Source organism: Streptococcus sp. WM07 (assembly GCF_004570525.1).
GTDB lineage: Bacteria > Bacillota > Bacilli > Lactobacillales > Streptococcaceae > Streptococcus.
The window spans coordinates 1-16,301 of the sequence record NZ_SPPZ01000043.1; the positions used below are offsets into that span (position 1 = coordinate 1).

General features: G+C 38.2%; 13 protein-coding genes. All 13 read left to right on the forward strand.

The annotated features are described in order from the left end of the window. Positions 1–486 precede the first annotated feature (486 nt). Positions 487–1,632: a beta 1-4 rhamnosyltransferase Cps2T gene (cps2T, locus tag E4T71_RS06310; protein WP_135038185.1), complete on the forward strand. Its 1,146-nt coding sequence runs from the start codon at positions 487–489 to the stop codon at positions 1,630–1,632. Next, positions 1,629–2,573 carry a glycosyltransferase family 2 protein gene (locus E4T71_RS06315; RefSeq protein ID WP_135038188.1) on the forward strand — a complete coding sequence of 315 codons (945 nt, stop codon included), beginning with the start codon at positions 1,629–1,631 and terminating at the stop codon, positions 2,571–2,573. The genes cps2T and E4T71_RS06315 overlap by 4 nt, the downstream gene beginning before the upstream one ends. Next, the gene (locus tag E4T71_RS06320) at positions 2,570–3,373 is read left to right on the forward strand and encodes an ABC transporter permease (protein WP_135038190.1); all 804 of its coding nucleotides are present in this window, start codon (positions 2,570–2,572) and stop codon (positions 3,371–3,373) included. Before E4T71_RS06315 ends, E4T71_RS06320 begins: the two co-directional genes overlap by 4 nt. Beyond that, on the forward strand, positions 3,373–4,584 hold the full coding sequence (locus E4T71_RS06325) for an ABC transporter ATP-binding protein (protein ID WP_135038192.1): 1,212 nt from the start codon (positions 3,373–3,375) through the stop codon (positions 4,582–4,584). The genes E4T71_RS06320 and E4T71_RS06325 overlap by 1 nt, the downstream gene beginning before the upstream one ends. A 9-nt stretch (positions 4,585–4,593) precedes the next feature. Further along, positions 4,594–5,928 carry a glycosyltransferase family 2 protein gene (locus E4T71_RS06330; protein WP_135038194.1) on the forward strand — a complete coding sequence of 445 codons (1,335 nt, stop codon included), beginning with the start codon at positions 4,594–4,596 and terminating at the stop codon, positions 5,926–5,928. Continuing rightward, positions 5,925–7,673, forward strand: a complete 1,749-nt coding sequence (locus tag E4T71_RS06335; protein ID WP_135038196.1) for a rhamnan synthesis F family protein — start codon at positions 5,925–5,927, stop codon at positions 7,671–7,673. Before E4T71_RS06330 ends, E4T71_RS06335 begins: the two co-directional genes overlap by 4 nt. Further along, a complete protein-coding gene (locus E4T71_RS06340) occupies positions 7,670–10,297 on the forward strand; it encodes an LTA synthase family protein (RefSeq protein WP_135038198.1) in 2,628 nt (875 codons plus the stop codon). The genes E4T71_RS06335 and E4T71_RS06340 overlap by 4 nt, the downstream gene beginning before the upstream one ends. A 47-nt stretch (positions 10,298–10,344) precedes the next feature. Next, complete coding sequence (locus tag E4T71_RS06345; RefSeq protein WP_135038200.1) at positions 10,345–11,283, forward strand: glycosyltransferase; 939 nt, start codon at positions 10,345–10,347, stop codon at positions 11,281–11,283. Continuing rightward, positions 11,252–13,312 (forward strand): hypothetical protein, encoded by a 2,061-nt coding sequence (locus E4T71_RS06350; protein WP_228062366.1) that lies wholly within the window; start codon positions 11,252–11,254, stop codon positions 13,310–13,312. The genes E4T71_RS06345 and E4T71_RS06350 overlap by 32 nt, the downstream gene beginning before the upstream one ends. Positions 13,313–13,461: 149 nt before the next feature. Beyond that, on the forward strand, positions 13,462–14,304 hold the full coding sequence (locus E4T71_RS06355) for a DUF3114 domain-containing protein (RefSeq protein ID WP_135038202.1): 843 nt from the start codon (positions 13,462–13,464) through the stop codon (positions 14,302–14,304). Positions 14,305–14,478: 174 nt separating this feature from the next. After that, a complete protein-coding gene (locus E4T71_RS06360) occupies positions 14,479–15,297 on the forward strand; it encodes a hypothetical protein (RefSeq protein WP_135038204.1) in 819 nt (272 codons plus the stop codon). A 628-nt stretch (positions 15,298–15,925) separates the two neighbouring features. Beyond that, positions 15,926–16,084: a hypothetical protein gene (locus E4T71_RS09800; protein ID WP_209304475.1), complete on the forward strand. Its 159-nt coding sequence runs from the start codon at positions 15,926–15,928 to the stop codon at positions 16,082–16,084. Positions 16,085–16,087: 3 nt separating this feature from the next. Beyond that, positions 16,088–16,301, forward strand: a 214-nt coding sequence (locus tag E4T71_RS06365; protein ID WP_135034965.1) for a helix-turn-helix domain-containing protein, incomplete at its 3' end; no start/stop codon positions are given.

The following is a 16,301-nucleotide window of genomic DNA, read 5'->3' on the forward strand; positions in this document are numbered from 1 at the left end:
CTAGAGGCTTATTTACCATGGGCTCCAAAAATCCAAGAGAATTGTAGATAAAGAAAACTCCAAGATTAAAAGCAATCTGCTTATAATCTTGGAGTTTTGTCAATATACTCTGTTATTGGGCGCTTACGTTGTGAAACAGATGAAACGCGTTTGATTCATTCCAATAATATCTATGCTTCTTTTGCTATTATTTGTTAAGGTTGCATTGTGGGCTGTGGCAATTATTTTTAGATAGTAGAATTAATCCCTTAGCTTGCTCCTTTGTTAAAAGTAGGTCTTTCTGCTTTCATTATTCTAAAGAGATTTGATTCTGTCCCAAGTATAGCAAAAGCAAAGTAGAAAAGAAATTATTTACCAGTTGGCAAGTAATTTCTCTGAGTTTCAACTTTTACTACTTGAGGTCTTCATTGTTTCCTGTTTTTAGTCGCAGGAACTTGGGAAACATGGTATAATGGAGCAATGTAAACTAGGGGAAGGAGTGTCTAGATGCAGAACGTCTATATTATCGGTAGTCGTGGATTACCGGCTAAATATGGTGGATTTGAGACCTTTGTGCAAGAATTGGTTACCCGCAAACAAGATTCTCGTATTGTTTATCATGTTGCTTGTTTGTCGGATGAAGGCTCTTACCAGCATTTTGATTTTCAGGGAACAGACTGCTTCACAATCTGTCCTCCTCAGTTGGGTCCTGCTCGGGTGATTGCCTATGATACCATGGCCTTGAACTATGCCCTGAAGTTGGCAGAAAAAAGTGGGAGTGAGCGTCCGGTTTTCTATATTCTAGGAAATACGATGGGACCATTGGTTCAGCTCTTTACGAGGAGAGTTCATCGGTTAGGTGGACGGCTTTTGGTTAATCCTGATGGCTTAGAATGGCGACGTACCAAGTGGCCTAAGCCTGTGCGTGCTTATCTGAAGCTTGCAGAGCGGTCTATGACGAAATATGCAGATTTAGTGGTGGCGGATAATCCAGGCATCGCTTCTTATTTGGAGGACACCTATGGACAACTTCCAGTGACCACTATTGCTTATGGTACAGATTTGGAACCGTCAAAATTAGCAACGGATTCGTCTGATTTTCAGAGTTTTCTACAAGAATGGAATCTCCGTGCCGGCGAGTATTACCTGATTGTAGGCCGTTTCGTGGCGGAGAATAACTACGAGACCATGATTCGCGAATTTATGCAGAGTCAGACTCAGCGTCCGCTAGTTTTAATCTGTAATTATCAGGGTTCCTCTTACTTTGAGTCCTTGCGACAGAAGACAGGCTTTGATCAGGATTCCCGAATTCGTTTTGTGGGAACGGTCTATGATAGCGATCTCTTGAACAAAATTCGCCAAGAAGCCTATGCCTATATCCATGGTCACGAAGTTGGTGGAACCAATCCCGGGCTTTTGGAAGCTTTGGCTCATAGTGACGTCAACCTTGTTTTAGGTGTTGATTTTAACCGAGTTGTGGCAGAGGAGACAGCCCTTTATTGGTCTAAGGAGTCTGGTGACTTAACTTCTCTTCTTGAAAAAATTGAAACAAACCGACCGAGTCATCTTGGTGAAGGAGCTAAGAAAAGAATGCAGCAGTTCTATTCATGGGAGAAGATTGTGGACGACTATGAGGAGGTATTCCGCTCATGACTGTTGCCATCTTACTGTCGACCTATAATGGGGAGCGCTACTTGGCGGAGATGTTGGATTCGATTCTGGCGCAGACTGTGCAAGATTGGCGTCTTTTGATTCGGGATGATGGCTCGAGTGATGGAACCCATGAGATTATCCGTCGCTATCAAGCGCGTGATGCTCGAATTCGCTGGCTTAATCCAGAACAACAAGAGAATCTAGGAGTTATTCGGAGCTTTTGGACCCTTTTGCAGGAAGAAGAAGCTGATGCCTACGCTTTTTCAGATCAGGATGATGTTTGGCTGCCTCATAAATTGGAGGTTCAGCTAGCAGCACTGGCTAGGGAAGATGCGAGTCAACCAGTCTTGGTTTACACAGATCTTAGCGTTGTGGATGCGAATCTTCAAGTCTTAGCACCCAGTATGATTAAAAGTCAATCTGCTCATGCGAACACGACGCTTCTTGCGGAATTAACTGAGAATACCGTTACAGGTGGTGTGACTTTGATTAATCAGACTTTGGCCAAACTATGGACAGGACAGGAAAAACAGGACCTGCTTATGCACGACTGGTATCTTGCTCTGTTAGCAGCTAGTCAAGGTCAGCTCATCTACCTCGATCAAGTTACCCAACTCTATCGCCAGCACGATCAAAACGTTCTAGGCGCCCGAACCCTTCGAAAACGAATGGCCAACTGGGTTCGACCACAGCTCCTCTTCCAAAAGTATTGGGCTTTAATTCATGATAGTCAAGAACAGGCTCGTAACCTTCTCGAATTATCCCTTGAGCCTGAAAGCCGTGCTTTAGTAGAGGACTTTGTTACGATTCTAGATCAAGGAATGGTTGAACGAATCCGACGTATTTTTGGACGAGGTTTCCGAAAAAATCGTTGCTTCCATACCTTGGTTTTTCGAACGTTAATCATTACCAAATTATTTTATAAAAGGAGCAATCCATGAATCTGTTTCAGCAGAAAAACTGGATCTTGATGAAAGAGCTCATCAAGACGGATTTTAAATTACGGTATCAAGGATCCGCTATTGGCTACCTGTGGTCCATATTAAAACCTTTCATGATGTTTACCATTATGTACTTGGTTTTTATCCGCTTTTTACGTCTTGGAGGCGATGTTCCTCATTTTGCAGTTGCTCTTTTATTGGCAAATGTGATTTGGTCTTTTTTTTCAGAAGCAACATCCATGGGGATGGTTTCGATTGTTTCCCGTGGTGATTTGATTCGTAAGTTAAATTTTTCAAAAGAAATCATTGTTCTATCTGCAGTAGCAGGAGCAGGTATTAATTTTTTGATTAATTTAGCGGTTGTTTTTGTATTTGCCTTGATTAATGGAGTTGGGATGTCCTGGCAAATCCTGTTGGTTTTACCGATTTTCCTTGAATTAGGCCTGTTTGCCTCTGGCTTGGCCTTTCTGTTATCCACAGTTTTTGTTCGTTTTCGGGACTCTCTTCAGATTTGGGAAGTGGTTCTACAAGCTGGACTTTACGCCACACCGATTATCTATCCGATTAGTTTTGTAGCCAATCAAAATGAACTAGCTGCTAAAATCATGATGATGAACCCGATGGCTCAAATGATTCAAGATGCTCGGTATCTCTTGATTGATCCAGCTAATACGACCGTATGGCAACTGGTCACAAATCCTTTTTTAATACTTATTCCATATTTATTGCCTATGCTGATTTTTATATTTGGCTATGGAATTTTTAAGAAAAATGCTAAAAAGTTTGCGGAGATCTTATAGTGAAAGAGAACAAAATCGCTGTTTCTGTTCAACATGTCAGTAAATATTTCCAACTACCAACAGAAGCAACCAATAGCTTAAGGATGAGTCTGATTAATCGCTTACGTGGGATTAAAGGTTACACAGAGCAACATGTCCTGAAAGACATCAATTTTGAGGTTGAGAAAGGTGATTTCTTTGGAATTCTAGGTCGAAATGGATCTGGTAAATCGACACTCTTGAAGATTATTTCTGAAATCTATCAACCAGAACAAGGGCAAGTTGTCATTGATGGAAAATTGGTTTCCTTCATCGAACTCGGTGTCGGTTTCAACCCTGAGTTAACCGGACGTGAAAATGTTTATCTGAATGGGGCTCTACTCGGTTTTACCCAAAATCAAATTGATGACATGTATGATGAGATTGTTGATTTTGCGGAACTCCGAGATTTCATGAATCAAAAACTGAAAAACTATTCCAGTGGAATGCAGGTACGCTTAGCCTTTTCTGTTGCTATCAAAGCGGATAGTGATATTCTCATTCTGGATGAGGTTTTGGCAGTTGGAGATGAGGCCTTTCAGCGTAAATGTAATGACTATTTCATGGAACGCAAACAATCTGGAAAAACAACCATCCTAGTCACCCACGATATGGGCGCGGTTAAAAAATTCTGTAACAAAGCAGTACTCATCGAAGATGGTCTTGTGAAAGCTTACGGGAATCCAGAGAATGTAGCGAATCAGTATAGTTATGATAATACAGCACCACTTCACCAAGAGGAAGTGGTGGAAAAAGAGGATTCAGAGCCAACGTTGGTGGAGAATTTCCAATTGGAGCTTTTAACACCAACTCAGATTAGTCCATCGGATAGTATCCAGTTTCGTATTCAATATGATTTAAGGGAAGAAATGGAGACCTATATTGCTTTATCTTTGACAGATATTGACCGCAATATATGGATTTACAATGATAATTCCATGGATGCTAAGCGAAGTAGTTGTGGACATCAAGAAATTTATTATCACTGCTCTCTTCCATCTGTTAACAATTTGAAGTTGAAATTAGAAGTAACTGTTCGAGATGCTGCTGGAAATATGCTAGCTTTTTCAGATGCAACGCAAACCCCTATCATTATGTTGCAACGAACAGATATTGCTCCAAATGATCAAGCAGCATTGGATTCTGCTAGTGGCTTGATTCAAAGAAATGGAACGTGGACTTTTTCTGAATAGGAGTAACCTATGACACAGCCAATGGTCTCAATTATTTGTACGGTTTATAATAAGGAACCTTGGATTGAACAAACCTTGAGTCGTTTTTTAGAGCAAAAAACAAATTTTTCTTATGAAATATTGGTGATTGATGATGCGTCAACAGATAATTCTTGGCAATTGATTCAATCATTTCAAAGTGAGCATCCCGATGTGGTACGAATTTTTGCTAATGAGAGAAATGAGGGAATTGCTAGAACATGGGTAACCGTATGTCAGAAGGCAAGAGGTAAGTACATAGCTCGTTGTGATGGAGATGATTTTTGGTTAGATCCATTGAAGCTACAAAAGCAAGTTGATCTGTTGGAAGCGACACCGGATTCTGCTTGGTCTAATACGGATTTTGATATCTATGATGAAAACGGCGATTTTGTTAGTTCAGCTGGTTTTGAATCAGGAACTATTCCTTTAGCGGATAGTTATGAAAAAATGTTGGCCACTCGTGGTTTCACGATGGCTTCAACTTGGTTAGTAGAACGTACGATGATGCTAGAGGTAAATGAGCAGTTGGATCTGACAACAGCAGATGACACCTTTGATTTACAATTGGAACTCTTTCAGCGAACGACTTTAACGTATTTACCGGATGCTACAGTAGCCTATGTTATTAATCAAGGTTCTGATTCGCGACCTAGATCCGTTAAGGAGCAAGCAGTGCGCTTTCATCGGCTTTTAGACACTCAGAAGAAGTTTGTTACTCGATACCCCGAAAGAATTTCTGAGAAGCTGGTGCAGGAGTTATTGGAACGAGCAAACAACTTGGAATTGTCTCTTAGTGAGGCGGTTGTAGATCCAGAAGGACTTGGTTTTGAAGGTGTGACGATTTATTTTTCAGATGATCAATCTGGTTTTACAGAAACTCGTAGTTCCTCGTTTACTTTGAGGAAAGAAGCTCAAATTGATATCCGTATACCAGAAGGGTGCAGTCGTATTCGAGTGGATCTTTCGGAACGACCTAATTTTTATGATTTGGTTCATCTTGAATGTAAAGATGGCCAGCCCATAGCAGTAAGTTGGAGTAATGGTGTTGCCTTTGAACAAGGTTATTTGTTTTTTGAATCAGATCCTCAACTGATATATGACCTCCCTGATCAGATTCCAGATGGGATAGTACGTCTGTCTTATAAGATGAGTCAAATGAAAAATCGTGAGCACCCGGACTATCTCGTTAAAAAAATGGTGACAGCTTTGGCAGAGGTGCAAAACCATTTAGAAGAACTTGAGGCAGAAAATATTTGTATGAAAAATTCACGGCGTTGGAGAATTCCTACGGCGATTATTAATGTTTTTAGGAGAAGGAAATGAAGCGTTTGCTTATCTATGTTCACTATAATAAAAATGGTGAAATGAGTCCGCATGTTCGCTACCAGCTACAGGAATTACGTTCTCTTTTTACAAAGGTTTTAGTTGTGAGTAACAGTCCTCTTACAGAGGATATGAAAAAAGATCTCCTTACTGCTCAGTTGGCTGATCAGCTATTGGAACGTGTTAACCGTGGTTTTGATTTTGCGGCTTGGCGTGATGGGATGCAGGAAATTGGTTGGTCAAATCTATCGGATTATGATTCTGTAACTTTAATGAATGATACCTGTTTTGGACCTATCTGGGATTTTCAGCCATCCTTTTTAGAGATGGAGGCAGATACTCAGGTTGATTTTTGGGGATTAACTAATTTTCGAGCGACAAAAGCATTTCCTGAGCATTTGCAAAGTTATTTTTTGACGTTTAAGAAACCGATTCTTAATGATAAGAGTTTTTTGACATTTTGGCAAGGTATTAAAGAGTATAGGGATGTCCAAGATGTAATAGATCATTATGAATCAAGAGTGACAACGTACTTTCTGGAGCAAGGTTTCCAATACCGGGCCTTATTTGACACGATAGGGGAATCGACTGAAGGGATGCTTCATCCTGATTTTACCTATTATCATCCTCGTCGTATTCTTGAAGTCCGATTGCCTTTTCTAAAAGTGAAAGCAATGGATGCCAATCAGTCAATTGCTCCTTATTTATTGGATACAATTCGAACTCAGAGCTCTTATCCTATTGAGCTAATTCTGTATCATATGTCCATGGTGAATCAGCCTGATAGTCCGTATCTATTAGGAGAAAAATATTTATCGCCTGTGGTACCTGAAATGACATCTTTTAAAGGGCGTGTTGCGATTCATCTCCATGTATTTTATACAGACCTGTTAAGAGAGTTTGTCGATGTTTTTGAGACCTTTCCATTTGATTATGATCTTTATATTACAACAGATACTGAGAGTAAGAAAGCAGAAATTTTAGCAGCAATAGCGGAAGATTCTTATAAAGAAATTCGATTGACAGGAAATCGTGGACGGGATTTATTCCCAATGTTGTTATTGAAAGATCAACTAGCCAAGTATGATTATGTAGGGCATTTTCATACGAAGAAGTCTAAAGAAGCAGATTATTGGGCAGGAGAATCTTGGCGTCAGGAATTACTTCAAATGTTGGTTCAGCCATCTGCAGAAATTCTAACCCATTTTGAAAAAGATCCTCAGCTAGGTCTCGTAATTGCTGATATTCCAAGTTTCTTCCGCTACAATCGAATTGTGACAGCTTGGAATGAACATCAGATGGCTCTGATGATGCAAGAATTGTGGGAGCGAATGGGGATGGCGAAGTCTATTGATTTTACAAAGATGGATACATTTGTGATGAGCTATGGAAGCTTTGTTTGGTTCCGATATGATGCTCTAGAACCATTGTTTTCTTTAGAACTTGATGTGAATGAAGTTCCAGAGGAACCATTGCCACAAAATTCAATTTTGCATGCAATAGAGCGTCTCTTGGTTTACATTGCGTGGAGTCAGAATTACGATTTTCGCATTGCACCTAATTCGCGGATGATTACTCCTTTTGTAGATAATAAGGTCTTGAACTTAAATGGAGATCTTCATCCTCCTACGATGGTTGATTTTAATTACATGGGGGGAATAAAAGGAGCCTTGAGATATATAGTGATTGGTCCCGCTAGGGCGATAAAGTACATTATTAAACGGATGGTGGCTAAGTATTCATGAATTATATCTTAGAATTTTTATCCCAACGTTGGCTGGAATGGAAGCATCTTGCGATTGCTAAAAGCCAACTTCTTACCGAGGATATTACTTCAATGATTGAAGGTTTTTCTAGTGAGATAGAAGAGACGATTCAAAGCTATATACGGGAAAAATATGAGCAAGTAAAAAAAGCTATTCAAGAGGAGGATTGGTCAGCCAGAGCATTTGAAGGTGTCTATATATTATTAATGATAGGCTTGTCTCTTGTTTTGGTGACCAACTATCATCTTGGAGAATATCCTGCTTTTTTAGGTTTAACCACAGGTACAATTATGTGGTTTTACTTGTTTCTTTCTCTATTTGCGGGTTTGATGACTCTACCTTATGTTAGTGGAAAAACAATTATTCCGATTTTATTGGGATACGTAATCTATTTCCCTTTATTATTTTTATTGGAATGGTCAAGACAGTTAAACAACCCAGATTTTAAACTTGAACAACTTTTTGAGATTCATCCCTTAACGCAAGTCCATTTTTATACGTTACTGATTATTCTAACAATAGCGTCAGCTTTACGCTTAGCACAACGAGAGTTTTATATCTTTCAACGATTTGAGGGAACCGGACTTTACCGTGCTCGACGTTCTGTGTGGACGATGGCTTCAATGGCGCCATTAATGGTTATGAATCCCTTATTTTTGGAATTTGTGAATGGAACTATTAGTAAGATTGCTGAAACTAATCAACTGTCTACTTATACTGGTTTTATAATGGGGCAAATTGTCCTATGGTTTACGATAGGCTTTGTTCTTTTTGCAAGTTTTTATAATAGTTTAAGAGAAATTGGATTACATCACTTTGGACGTGCAAATGCAATTTTTTCTAGTTTTGTTTTTGCGGTTGTATTTAATCTCCTCTTCCAGTCTGGATTGATACAACAAGGAGATGTTGTCGGTCGTTTTATTTTACCAAGAGCAACGCTTTTTCAAGTTATTGTCATTTTTTCAGTATCTCTCTTAGTTTACGTACTACTCAATCGCTATCTTTACGCTAGTCTGCTGATTATGACGATAGGTCTCATCTTTACTATTGTAAATAGTATTAAGTTCAGTTATAGACAGGAGCCAATTCTTCCAACAGATTTTATTTGGATTAGGGAACCAGAGCTATTTGTTTCTTTTGTGGATATTGGATTGTTTTTTACAGCAGTTATTGTTATGATCCTCTTGCTATATGTAGCATGGAATATTCAAATCATTATGCCAAGTAAACAGATTTTTTCAACTTGGCCAATGAGAGTAGTCCTTTTATTTACTTTTCTTGGAATGGCTCAGCTAACTGTAGATACATTTCGAAGTGAGGAAAACGGTAAAATTCCTCCTAATGTGCCAGTCATTAGTGTCTTGCATAACTGGGTTGATGTTACTTGGAAAGGTCTTTCTATCAATGCGAGTTATAAGTCATTAGCTTATGTTTGGACCCGGCAATTAACACAGATAGTTATGGCAGAACCAGAAAATTATAGTCGCGAACAAATAGAGTTACTAGTTGAGAAATATCGTCAAAAAGCTGTTGAAATAAACCAAGCCCGTACAAAATCATTGAAATCTCAAACTGTTATTTTTGTATTAAGTGAGAGTTTTTCTGATCCGAAACGAATTGCGAGCAATCAGTTAACACAGAATCCGATTCCAGAAATTGAACAGATTATGTCTGAGACCAGTAGTGGTCTGATGCATAGTGATGGTTATGGAGGAGGAACTGCAAACATGGAATTTCAAACTTTGACAGGACTACCATTCTATAATTATTCAAGATCAACCTCTAATATTTACGTAGAGGTGGTTCCGAATATGACCTATCTTCCTTCGATTACTCGTTCCTTTAAAGGAAGTGATAGCTTTGTTATTCATCCATCAGGAGCTAATAATTATAATCGGATTAATATCTATAAGGATCTTGGTTTTGAGAATTTGTATTTTACTAGTGAAAGTCTGCAAAAAATTACGGATAGAGCGTTAGAAGGTGTGAATGTTAGTGATCGGTCGGTATACAATGAAGTGTTGGCAAAGATACAACCTGATCGGAGTCAATTTTTCTCTGTTATTACGATGCAAAACCATGTCCCATGGTCTGCTGGTCAACCAGCTGATATGGTGGCAACGAATCCATTGCTTAATGAGCAACAAAATGGAGACTTGACAAGTTATACACGTCTTCTAAATCACACGGATAAGGCAACGAAAGATTTTTTAGAGCAATTAACAACCATTAGTAAAGATATTACAGTCGTCTTTTATGGAGATCATCTTCCAGGCTTCTATCCTTTATCTGTTTTTAAAGATCAGCCTCATCTGCAATTTGAAACAGACTACTTTATTTGGTCCAATACGAATCATTTTAAAGAAGATTATCCTCTTATTAATTCAAGTGATTTTGGTGCTGCTTTATTGGAGAAAACAGATTCTAAAGTATCCCCATATTATGCTTTACTAGAGAGTGTTTTGAAAGAGCGTCGTCTCAATGCTGAAGGTCAGTTTGAAAAAGATCGTGAGGCAGAGAAAGATTTGGAATTAATTCAGTATGATATTACTTCTGGAAAAGGGTATAGTGCTCAAAATCAGATTTTCTTTGAATTACCATAGATCATAATTGTTGTGATTCATGTATTTATACCAAAATAGGAGAAAAAATGACAAAAAAAATAGCAGTTTTGTTACCGGCATACAATGAAGAAGTAACGATTGTCAAGGTAATTGAAGATTTTAAAAAAATTCTTCCCCATGCTGATATCTACGTTTATGATAATAACTCTAGTGACCGTACAAACGAGTTGGCTCGCGAAGCAGGAGCTATTGTAAAGTTTGAGCCGAGGCAAGGAAAAGGAAATGTGGTACGCTCGATGTTTCGCGAGATTGAAGCGGATTACTATATTATGGCCGATGCAGATGATACATATCCTGCTGATGAAGTTGAAAAAATTCTAGCTCCTTTACGACAAGGCCAAGCTGACATGACTATTGGAGATCGTTTATCTAATGGGACTTATGAGAAAGAAAATAAACGTGGTTTTCATGGATTTGGGAACAATTTGGTGAGATGGCTAATCAATAGACTTTATAAAGGTCAGTACAATGATATTATGACGGGTTATAGAGGTTTTAATAAATTGTTCGTTAAAACCTTCCCAGTCTTATCACCTGGATTTGAAATAGAAACTGAATTATCTATTCATGCTTTGGATAAGCGTTTTAAGCTAGTGGAGGTGCCAATAACCTATAAGGATCGTCCTGAGGGAAGTGAATCTAAATTGAGTACTTTTTCAGATGGATTTAAAGTTTTGAAAATGATTTTTAATCTTTTTAAAGACTATAAACCGTTAATTTTTTTCAGTATTTTGACAGTTTTGTTTTTTGTACTAGGTTTACTTGTCGGTTTACCTGTCATTACAGAATTTACAAACACAGGGGCTATTTCTAAACTTCCTTCTGCAGTTTTAGCAACAGGTTTGATGATACTTGCTGCGCTATCGTTTGTGGCTGGATTTATCTTAGATACGTTTGTAAGGCAAAATCGTATGCAATATGAATTGAAAGTTTATGATTATTATGCAAGAAATGCAAAGGAATAGAGAATCTGGATTTTTTTACAATCTGAGGCAGTTTGGAAATAGTATTTTAAAATACCGTTATGTAATCGCAGTATTGTTCTTTATATTAGGTATTTCCTTCAATCTTCATGGTAGTTCAATAAGTAATTGGAATAATTATGGGATTAGTGAAACAAGGAATCATTCTAGAGGAGTAACAATAAATGATCTAGATGGAGATGCAGAAGAAATTGATGTTCAGAAAAATCTAACGGATTGGTTTTCATTTCCATCACGTTCAGATGGTACTATTGCCGGTGTTCCGAGAATGATTCGTTCAGATGAATGGCTAGTACAAACTCCTTTATATTTAGCTCAAGCTAACAGTGGAAATCAGTTAATAAATCCAAACTATGCTGTCTCTGGGCAAAATATGATTGTTGCTTATAACTCACCAGTCTGGCATATCTCGGTTTTGGGTAAACCATTCAATTGGGGCTTTCTATTTTTGGGTGCTTCTAAGGGCTTGTCATGGTACTGGTGTTTTAAATTACTTGCGATGCTTTTGCTAGCTTATGAATTTTCCATGATTTTGACTAGAAAAAATAAATTGCTTTCTAGTATCGGAGCTTTATGGATTACTTTTACTCCAGCCATTCAATGGTGGTTTATGCAACATCTTGGAGATGTGGTATTCTATTCATTGCTGCTGATGGTGAGTATTTATCATTATTTCAACCAGGATAAAAAGTGGGTGAAAATGTTAATGGCATTTTTTCTATCTAGTGCCATGATTGGGTTTGTATTAGTTACTTATCCAGCTTTCCAAATTCCTTTTGCGTATCTGGTTGGAGTATTTTTTTTGATTGAGTTCGTAGGAGCAATTAAAGCAAAAAAAATACAGATTTTTGATTCTATTTTGATGGTTATCACTTTGATTGTATCTCTTTCAATCATTGGAGTGAGTCTTTGGGATAGTAAAGAGGCTTTAAGTCTGACATTAAATACAGTCTATCCAGGAAGTCGGATAAGTGTTGGTGGAGAGGGAGAGATGGCACAATTAGTTGAGTTTCTTCAAAATATTCTCTTACCTTTTAGAATTCCGAAACACGATAATCAAGTGGAACTATCTACTAGTTTTCAATTTGTCCCTTTCTTCATTTTGACAATCCCATTTATATTTAAAAAATATAAGATAGTGGAGAATAGTTTTGGGTTATTTCTTGTGTGCTTTACTAGCTTATTAGCACTTTACACTTTTGTAGAAATCCCGGAAGTTATTTCAAAGATAACATTGTTTAGTTTTGTTACATCAAGTCGTGCATGGCAGGCAGCTTCTGTGATGGGAGTATTCGCAAGTCTCTGGTTTATTGGTTTTGTATGGAGAGAAATGAGCAATAGGGTTCTTTACTTGATTGTAGGAATGTTACCTGCATTTCTGCTTTATTCATATCTAATTATCAATGAGTATTTGGATATTCACTACATTAGTAGAACAACCTCCCTGATTATCTTTATTGCATTTAGTTTCTCTTATATTCTGTCTGTTTTTAGAAAAAAATTTTTTGTACTTCCGTTATTTGTATTGATTTTACTGTCTGGTATGACAGTAAATCCTGTAGTAAGCGGTTTGGATGTCATTGAGGACAAAGCAATTTCATTAGAAATTAGTAAAATTAAAAATAAGGATAGTAATGCCATTTGGATGACTGAAAATGGATATTATTATCAATTACCTCAAATGCTTGGTGCAAAATCGATTGATGGAGTCCGTTTTTATCCGGATATTGAACTGATGAGTATCTTGGATCCGGATTCAAAAATGGAGAAGCAGTGGAATCGCTATTCTCATATGCGTTATCTACTAGTTGGTAATGAGACAACAATGGAAAATAGCTCACCTGATGTTCTAAATATTAGCTTGTCGGTTAACGATTTAGAGAAACTAAACGTTAAATATATCATAAGCAATCGAGATTTATCGGAATTGTTTGGGTATGATAGATTCAAACAATTCTATGGTCCTGATTTAGATGGCAATAGAATATTTGAGGTCATAAATTATCAGTAAAAATTAAAAACTCCAATATTTGTTTGCTGAAATAGCAGTTTCAAAGTTGGAGTTTTTAATTGATGCTGTCTCAACGCTTTTATGCTTTTCCTAAATAAATGAATCTTTGTTATACTATCGGATAAATAAAACTTTTAAGGATAAAATCTATGCATTCATCATTCGCTTTAACAATCGGTAGCCCTCGTTTCCATGCTGAATGGACTCAAAAACGACAAGTCCGGACTCCTCAGGAGCTGCTGATTTGGCTAATGTCTCTTCTCCAGATGCCTGAGGATCTTACGGAAGATCCGCTAGAATTGCAGCGTTTGCTGGCTAGTTTTGATCCAGACTTGGCACCACATGATCGATTTTGGAAGCAGTTGGTCAAGCTGGTGCAGCAAGCATTTCCTAAAAATACTTTGGATCAGCCGGGGCTTCTCAATCGGCAGGTTCACCAGCTTCGGTATCTAATTTCGATTCAGCAAGCTCAGTATGTTCGGGAGCATTTTCGTGAGTCAGGGATGACGGACCGAGAGGCTTTGGCGCGTTATCTAAAAGGGCGATGTTATACTTTGTGGGATCGAGGTCGTTTGCATCAGAAACTTTCCTTGGTTGAAGGAACAAGGGTCTATCCAGATAATCAAGCGAGTGTGAATTTAAAAGTCCTTTATCATCAACGAGTTGAGTTTATATTAGACAGCCAAGGACGTTTTCTGAATATCTTGGATCCGGAAGGAGTATCAGAGGCGGGAATTATTAACGGAGCTAGCTTTAATTACGGTGGATTTTGTCGTCATAAGGATTTAGATATTGCTCCGATTGGACGGCATGATCCTCGCTTTCGACGAAAAAGATTACGAGGCTTCCGCTCGCCTACGAAGTCAAGATGGAATTCTGATGATAGATCATTTTGGTCTTCCAATGGCTCCTATGCTCAATCTGGTCAATCTCTGGCAAATTTAGTCAAGAGAAGTGCACGTGATTTTCGTCATTTAGTGAGGAAGAGTTAGGTAAAAATAGATCATAAGAATGTTGTGTATAGTGTAGGTAAGCATTTGATAACTAGATTTTTCTTTTTTCAAATCTAGTAGCATAATAGTAATTGTACCGCCCACTACTCTTTGAAGTAATAGGGCGGACATTTTTTGTCGAAATAGTAACAACATAGTATGAAAGGTGTTCATATGGTCGTATTTCCCCATAATCGCCTTGTTAAGGCGGGACGATATTTGTCTTTTCTCAAAAATGATCCTCTGAATCAGGTGCCGATTTTGCGCTATGATAAGAAACGCAAGGGGCTGACGTTTGTGATTGTGTTTCAGCTTGCAGATTCGGTTCAGATTTTAAATCGCTCTGAGAAAGGTTATTCTTCGCGTTTGGAGAGGATTCGTTTTTTTGATGAAAAATCTTTACAGGCGGGCTTAAATCGAATTCCGAATGTGGCTCGAGAATCTGCTCAGGTTTTACAGGTTCCTGGTAAGGGGAAGGGGGATCGTGATTGGATACGCTACTACCAGCCTCAAGAGCTGATGTTTTTAGCAGGGGGGCAGGAAGTTTCTGAAGATGTTTACAATCCTTTCCGAGATGCTAGAACTTGGGATGGTGGAGAGTTTGGTCAAGCGGATTTCGAATATCGAGATTATGAAGGGATTCAGGATTTTCGACCTTTTTGGCCGCAAGGGGAATCTCAGCCTTTAGTTTGTAGATTTTCTGATGCTGGTGCAGACTTGTTGTTAATGGGCTGGTACTATCATGGTCCCCAATTGAAGGTATCTTGGAGGCCAGATAGGAAGGGGGCTCGTTGGCGGTCATCCTTGGTTGCTGTGGATCGGAAAACGGGACGAACCTTTTTTCAAGGTAATCTTTTTCAGATTGAAAGGGCATCGGTTCCTATCTTTTTCGATAAATTGGAAATAAAAAATCACAAGGGGTCAGAGCTGGATGTCTTGTATCAAGAAATTGAGAAGCAAATACGCGCGGCAACTTTAAAGGAACGGGGCTAAAGCTTTAGAAAGAGTCCACTTGTATTAAAGAAAAAACAGTCTCTTAACGAAACTATTTTAGGTATTGGTAGTCAAAATTTGCAAGTACACAATAGAGTTGACAAAATTTTGCTTTTCACAAGGTTATCTACTAAAGAGGCTGAGGGATAACTCCCCCCTATAGAGCGTTTTACACCTGATGGTTGGTGAAGCAACTGATCCATAAACGTCAAATTCTGTTTGGAATTTGACCAAGCTATGCACTTGTCACAAGATAAAAGAGATCGTTTTATCTTGTGACTACGATTGGGACGAATAATTGTTTGCGGCTAAGTGCTAAATGGCTCGGTCAAGTTTCTAGTGGTTGGCTGTTACTTTTGTTGCTTATAACCCCGAAAGGAAGAGATTAAGACTTTTTGTCTTGGTCTCTTTTTTGTGAGCAGATGAAATTCAAGTTTTACCGAATGATATTCTCTAGTTTCTGTTTAGATTAGGGTCTATACTGGAGATATGAAAGGAAGGTGGCGAGTATGGCATCTGAGATCTTTGTTCTATCTGTATTTTTGGCAGGGATTTTGTAAGCGCCCAATAACAAGGTATCTTTAACCGAACTAGAAATCTAGCTATACTAATCTTATAAATCATCAGGATGGAGATTGATATGGTAGATTCTCGCTCGTTCACTAGGATAAATTTATGCGATTTAGGTCAGGTTCATTTGATAACTGGTAAAACAGATATGAGGCAAGGAATTGATTCCTTGGCTTACTTATACTTAACAAAAAACAAAAATAGCTGTATACTATAAGGTATGAAAGTCGAACTAAATGAATATCAAATTAGCGAATTGAAGCAAGCCCTGAAAGATAAAAAGAATGCACAGCACCATAGGAAAATTCAAGCTCTCATTCTCTACTCTGAATGTCAGAATTTAACAGCAGTAGCTAAATCAGTAGGTTTTGTTCATCAAACTGTACGAAACTTATTGAACCGTTATCTAGAAGGAGGTTTAGAGGCACTCCTTA

What these genes read in the sequence shown, in the direction of transcription:
- E4T71_RS06340 (WP_135038198.1), top strand. Translation starts at nt 7,670, where the DNA reads ATGAATTATATCTTAGAATTTTTATCCCAACGTTGGCTGGAATGGAAG.
- E4T71_RS06345 (WP_135038200.1), top strand. Translation starts at nt 10,345, where the DNA reads ATGACAAAAAAAATAGCAGTTTTGTTACCGGCATACAATGAAGAAGTA.
- cps2T (WP_135038185.1), top strand. Translation starts at nt 487, where the DNA reads ATGCAGAACGTCTATATTATCGGTAGTCGTGGATTACCGGCTAAATAT.
- E4T71_RS06330 (WP_135038194.1), top strand. Translation starts at nt 4,594, where the DNA reads ATGACACAGCCAATGGTCTCAATTATTTGTACGGTTTATAATAAGGAA.
- E4T71_RS06315 (WP_135038188.1), top strand. Translation starts at nt 1,629, where the DNA reads ATGACTGTTGCCATCTTACTGTCGACCTATAATGGGGAGCGCTACTTG.
- E4T71_RS06355 (WP_135038202.1), top strand. Translation starts at nt 13,462, where the DNA reads ATGCATTCATCATTCGCTTTAACAATCGGTAGCCCTCGTTTCCATGCT.
- E4T71_RS06335 (WP_135038196.1), top strand. Translation starts at nt 5,925, where the DNA reads ATGAAGCGTTTGCTTATCTATGTTCACTATAATAAAAATGGTGAAATG.
- E4T71_RS09800 (WP_209304475.1), top strand. Translation starts at nt 15,926, where the DNA reads ATGGAGATTGATATGGTAGATTCTCGCTCGTTCACTAGGATAAATTTA.
- E4T71_RS06350 (WP_228062366.1), top strand. Translation starts at nt 11,252, where the DNA reads ATGATTATTATGCAAGAAATGCAAAGGAATAGAGAATCTGGATTTTTT.
- E4T71_RS06360 (WP_135038204.1), top strand. Translation starts at nt 14,479, where the DNA reads ATGGTCGTATTTCCCCATAATCGCCTTGTTAAGGCGGGACGATATTTG.
- E4T71_RS06320 (WP_135038190.1), top strand. Translation starts at nt 2,570, where the DNA reads ATGAATCTGTTTCAGCAGAAAAACTGGATCTTGATGAAAGAGCTCATC.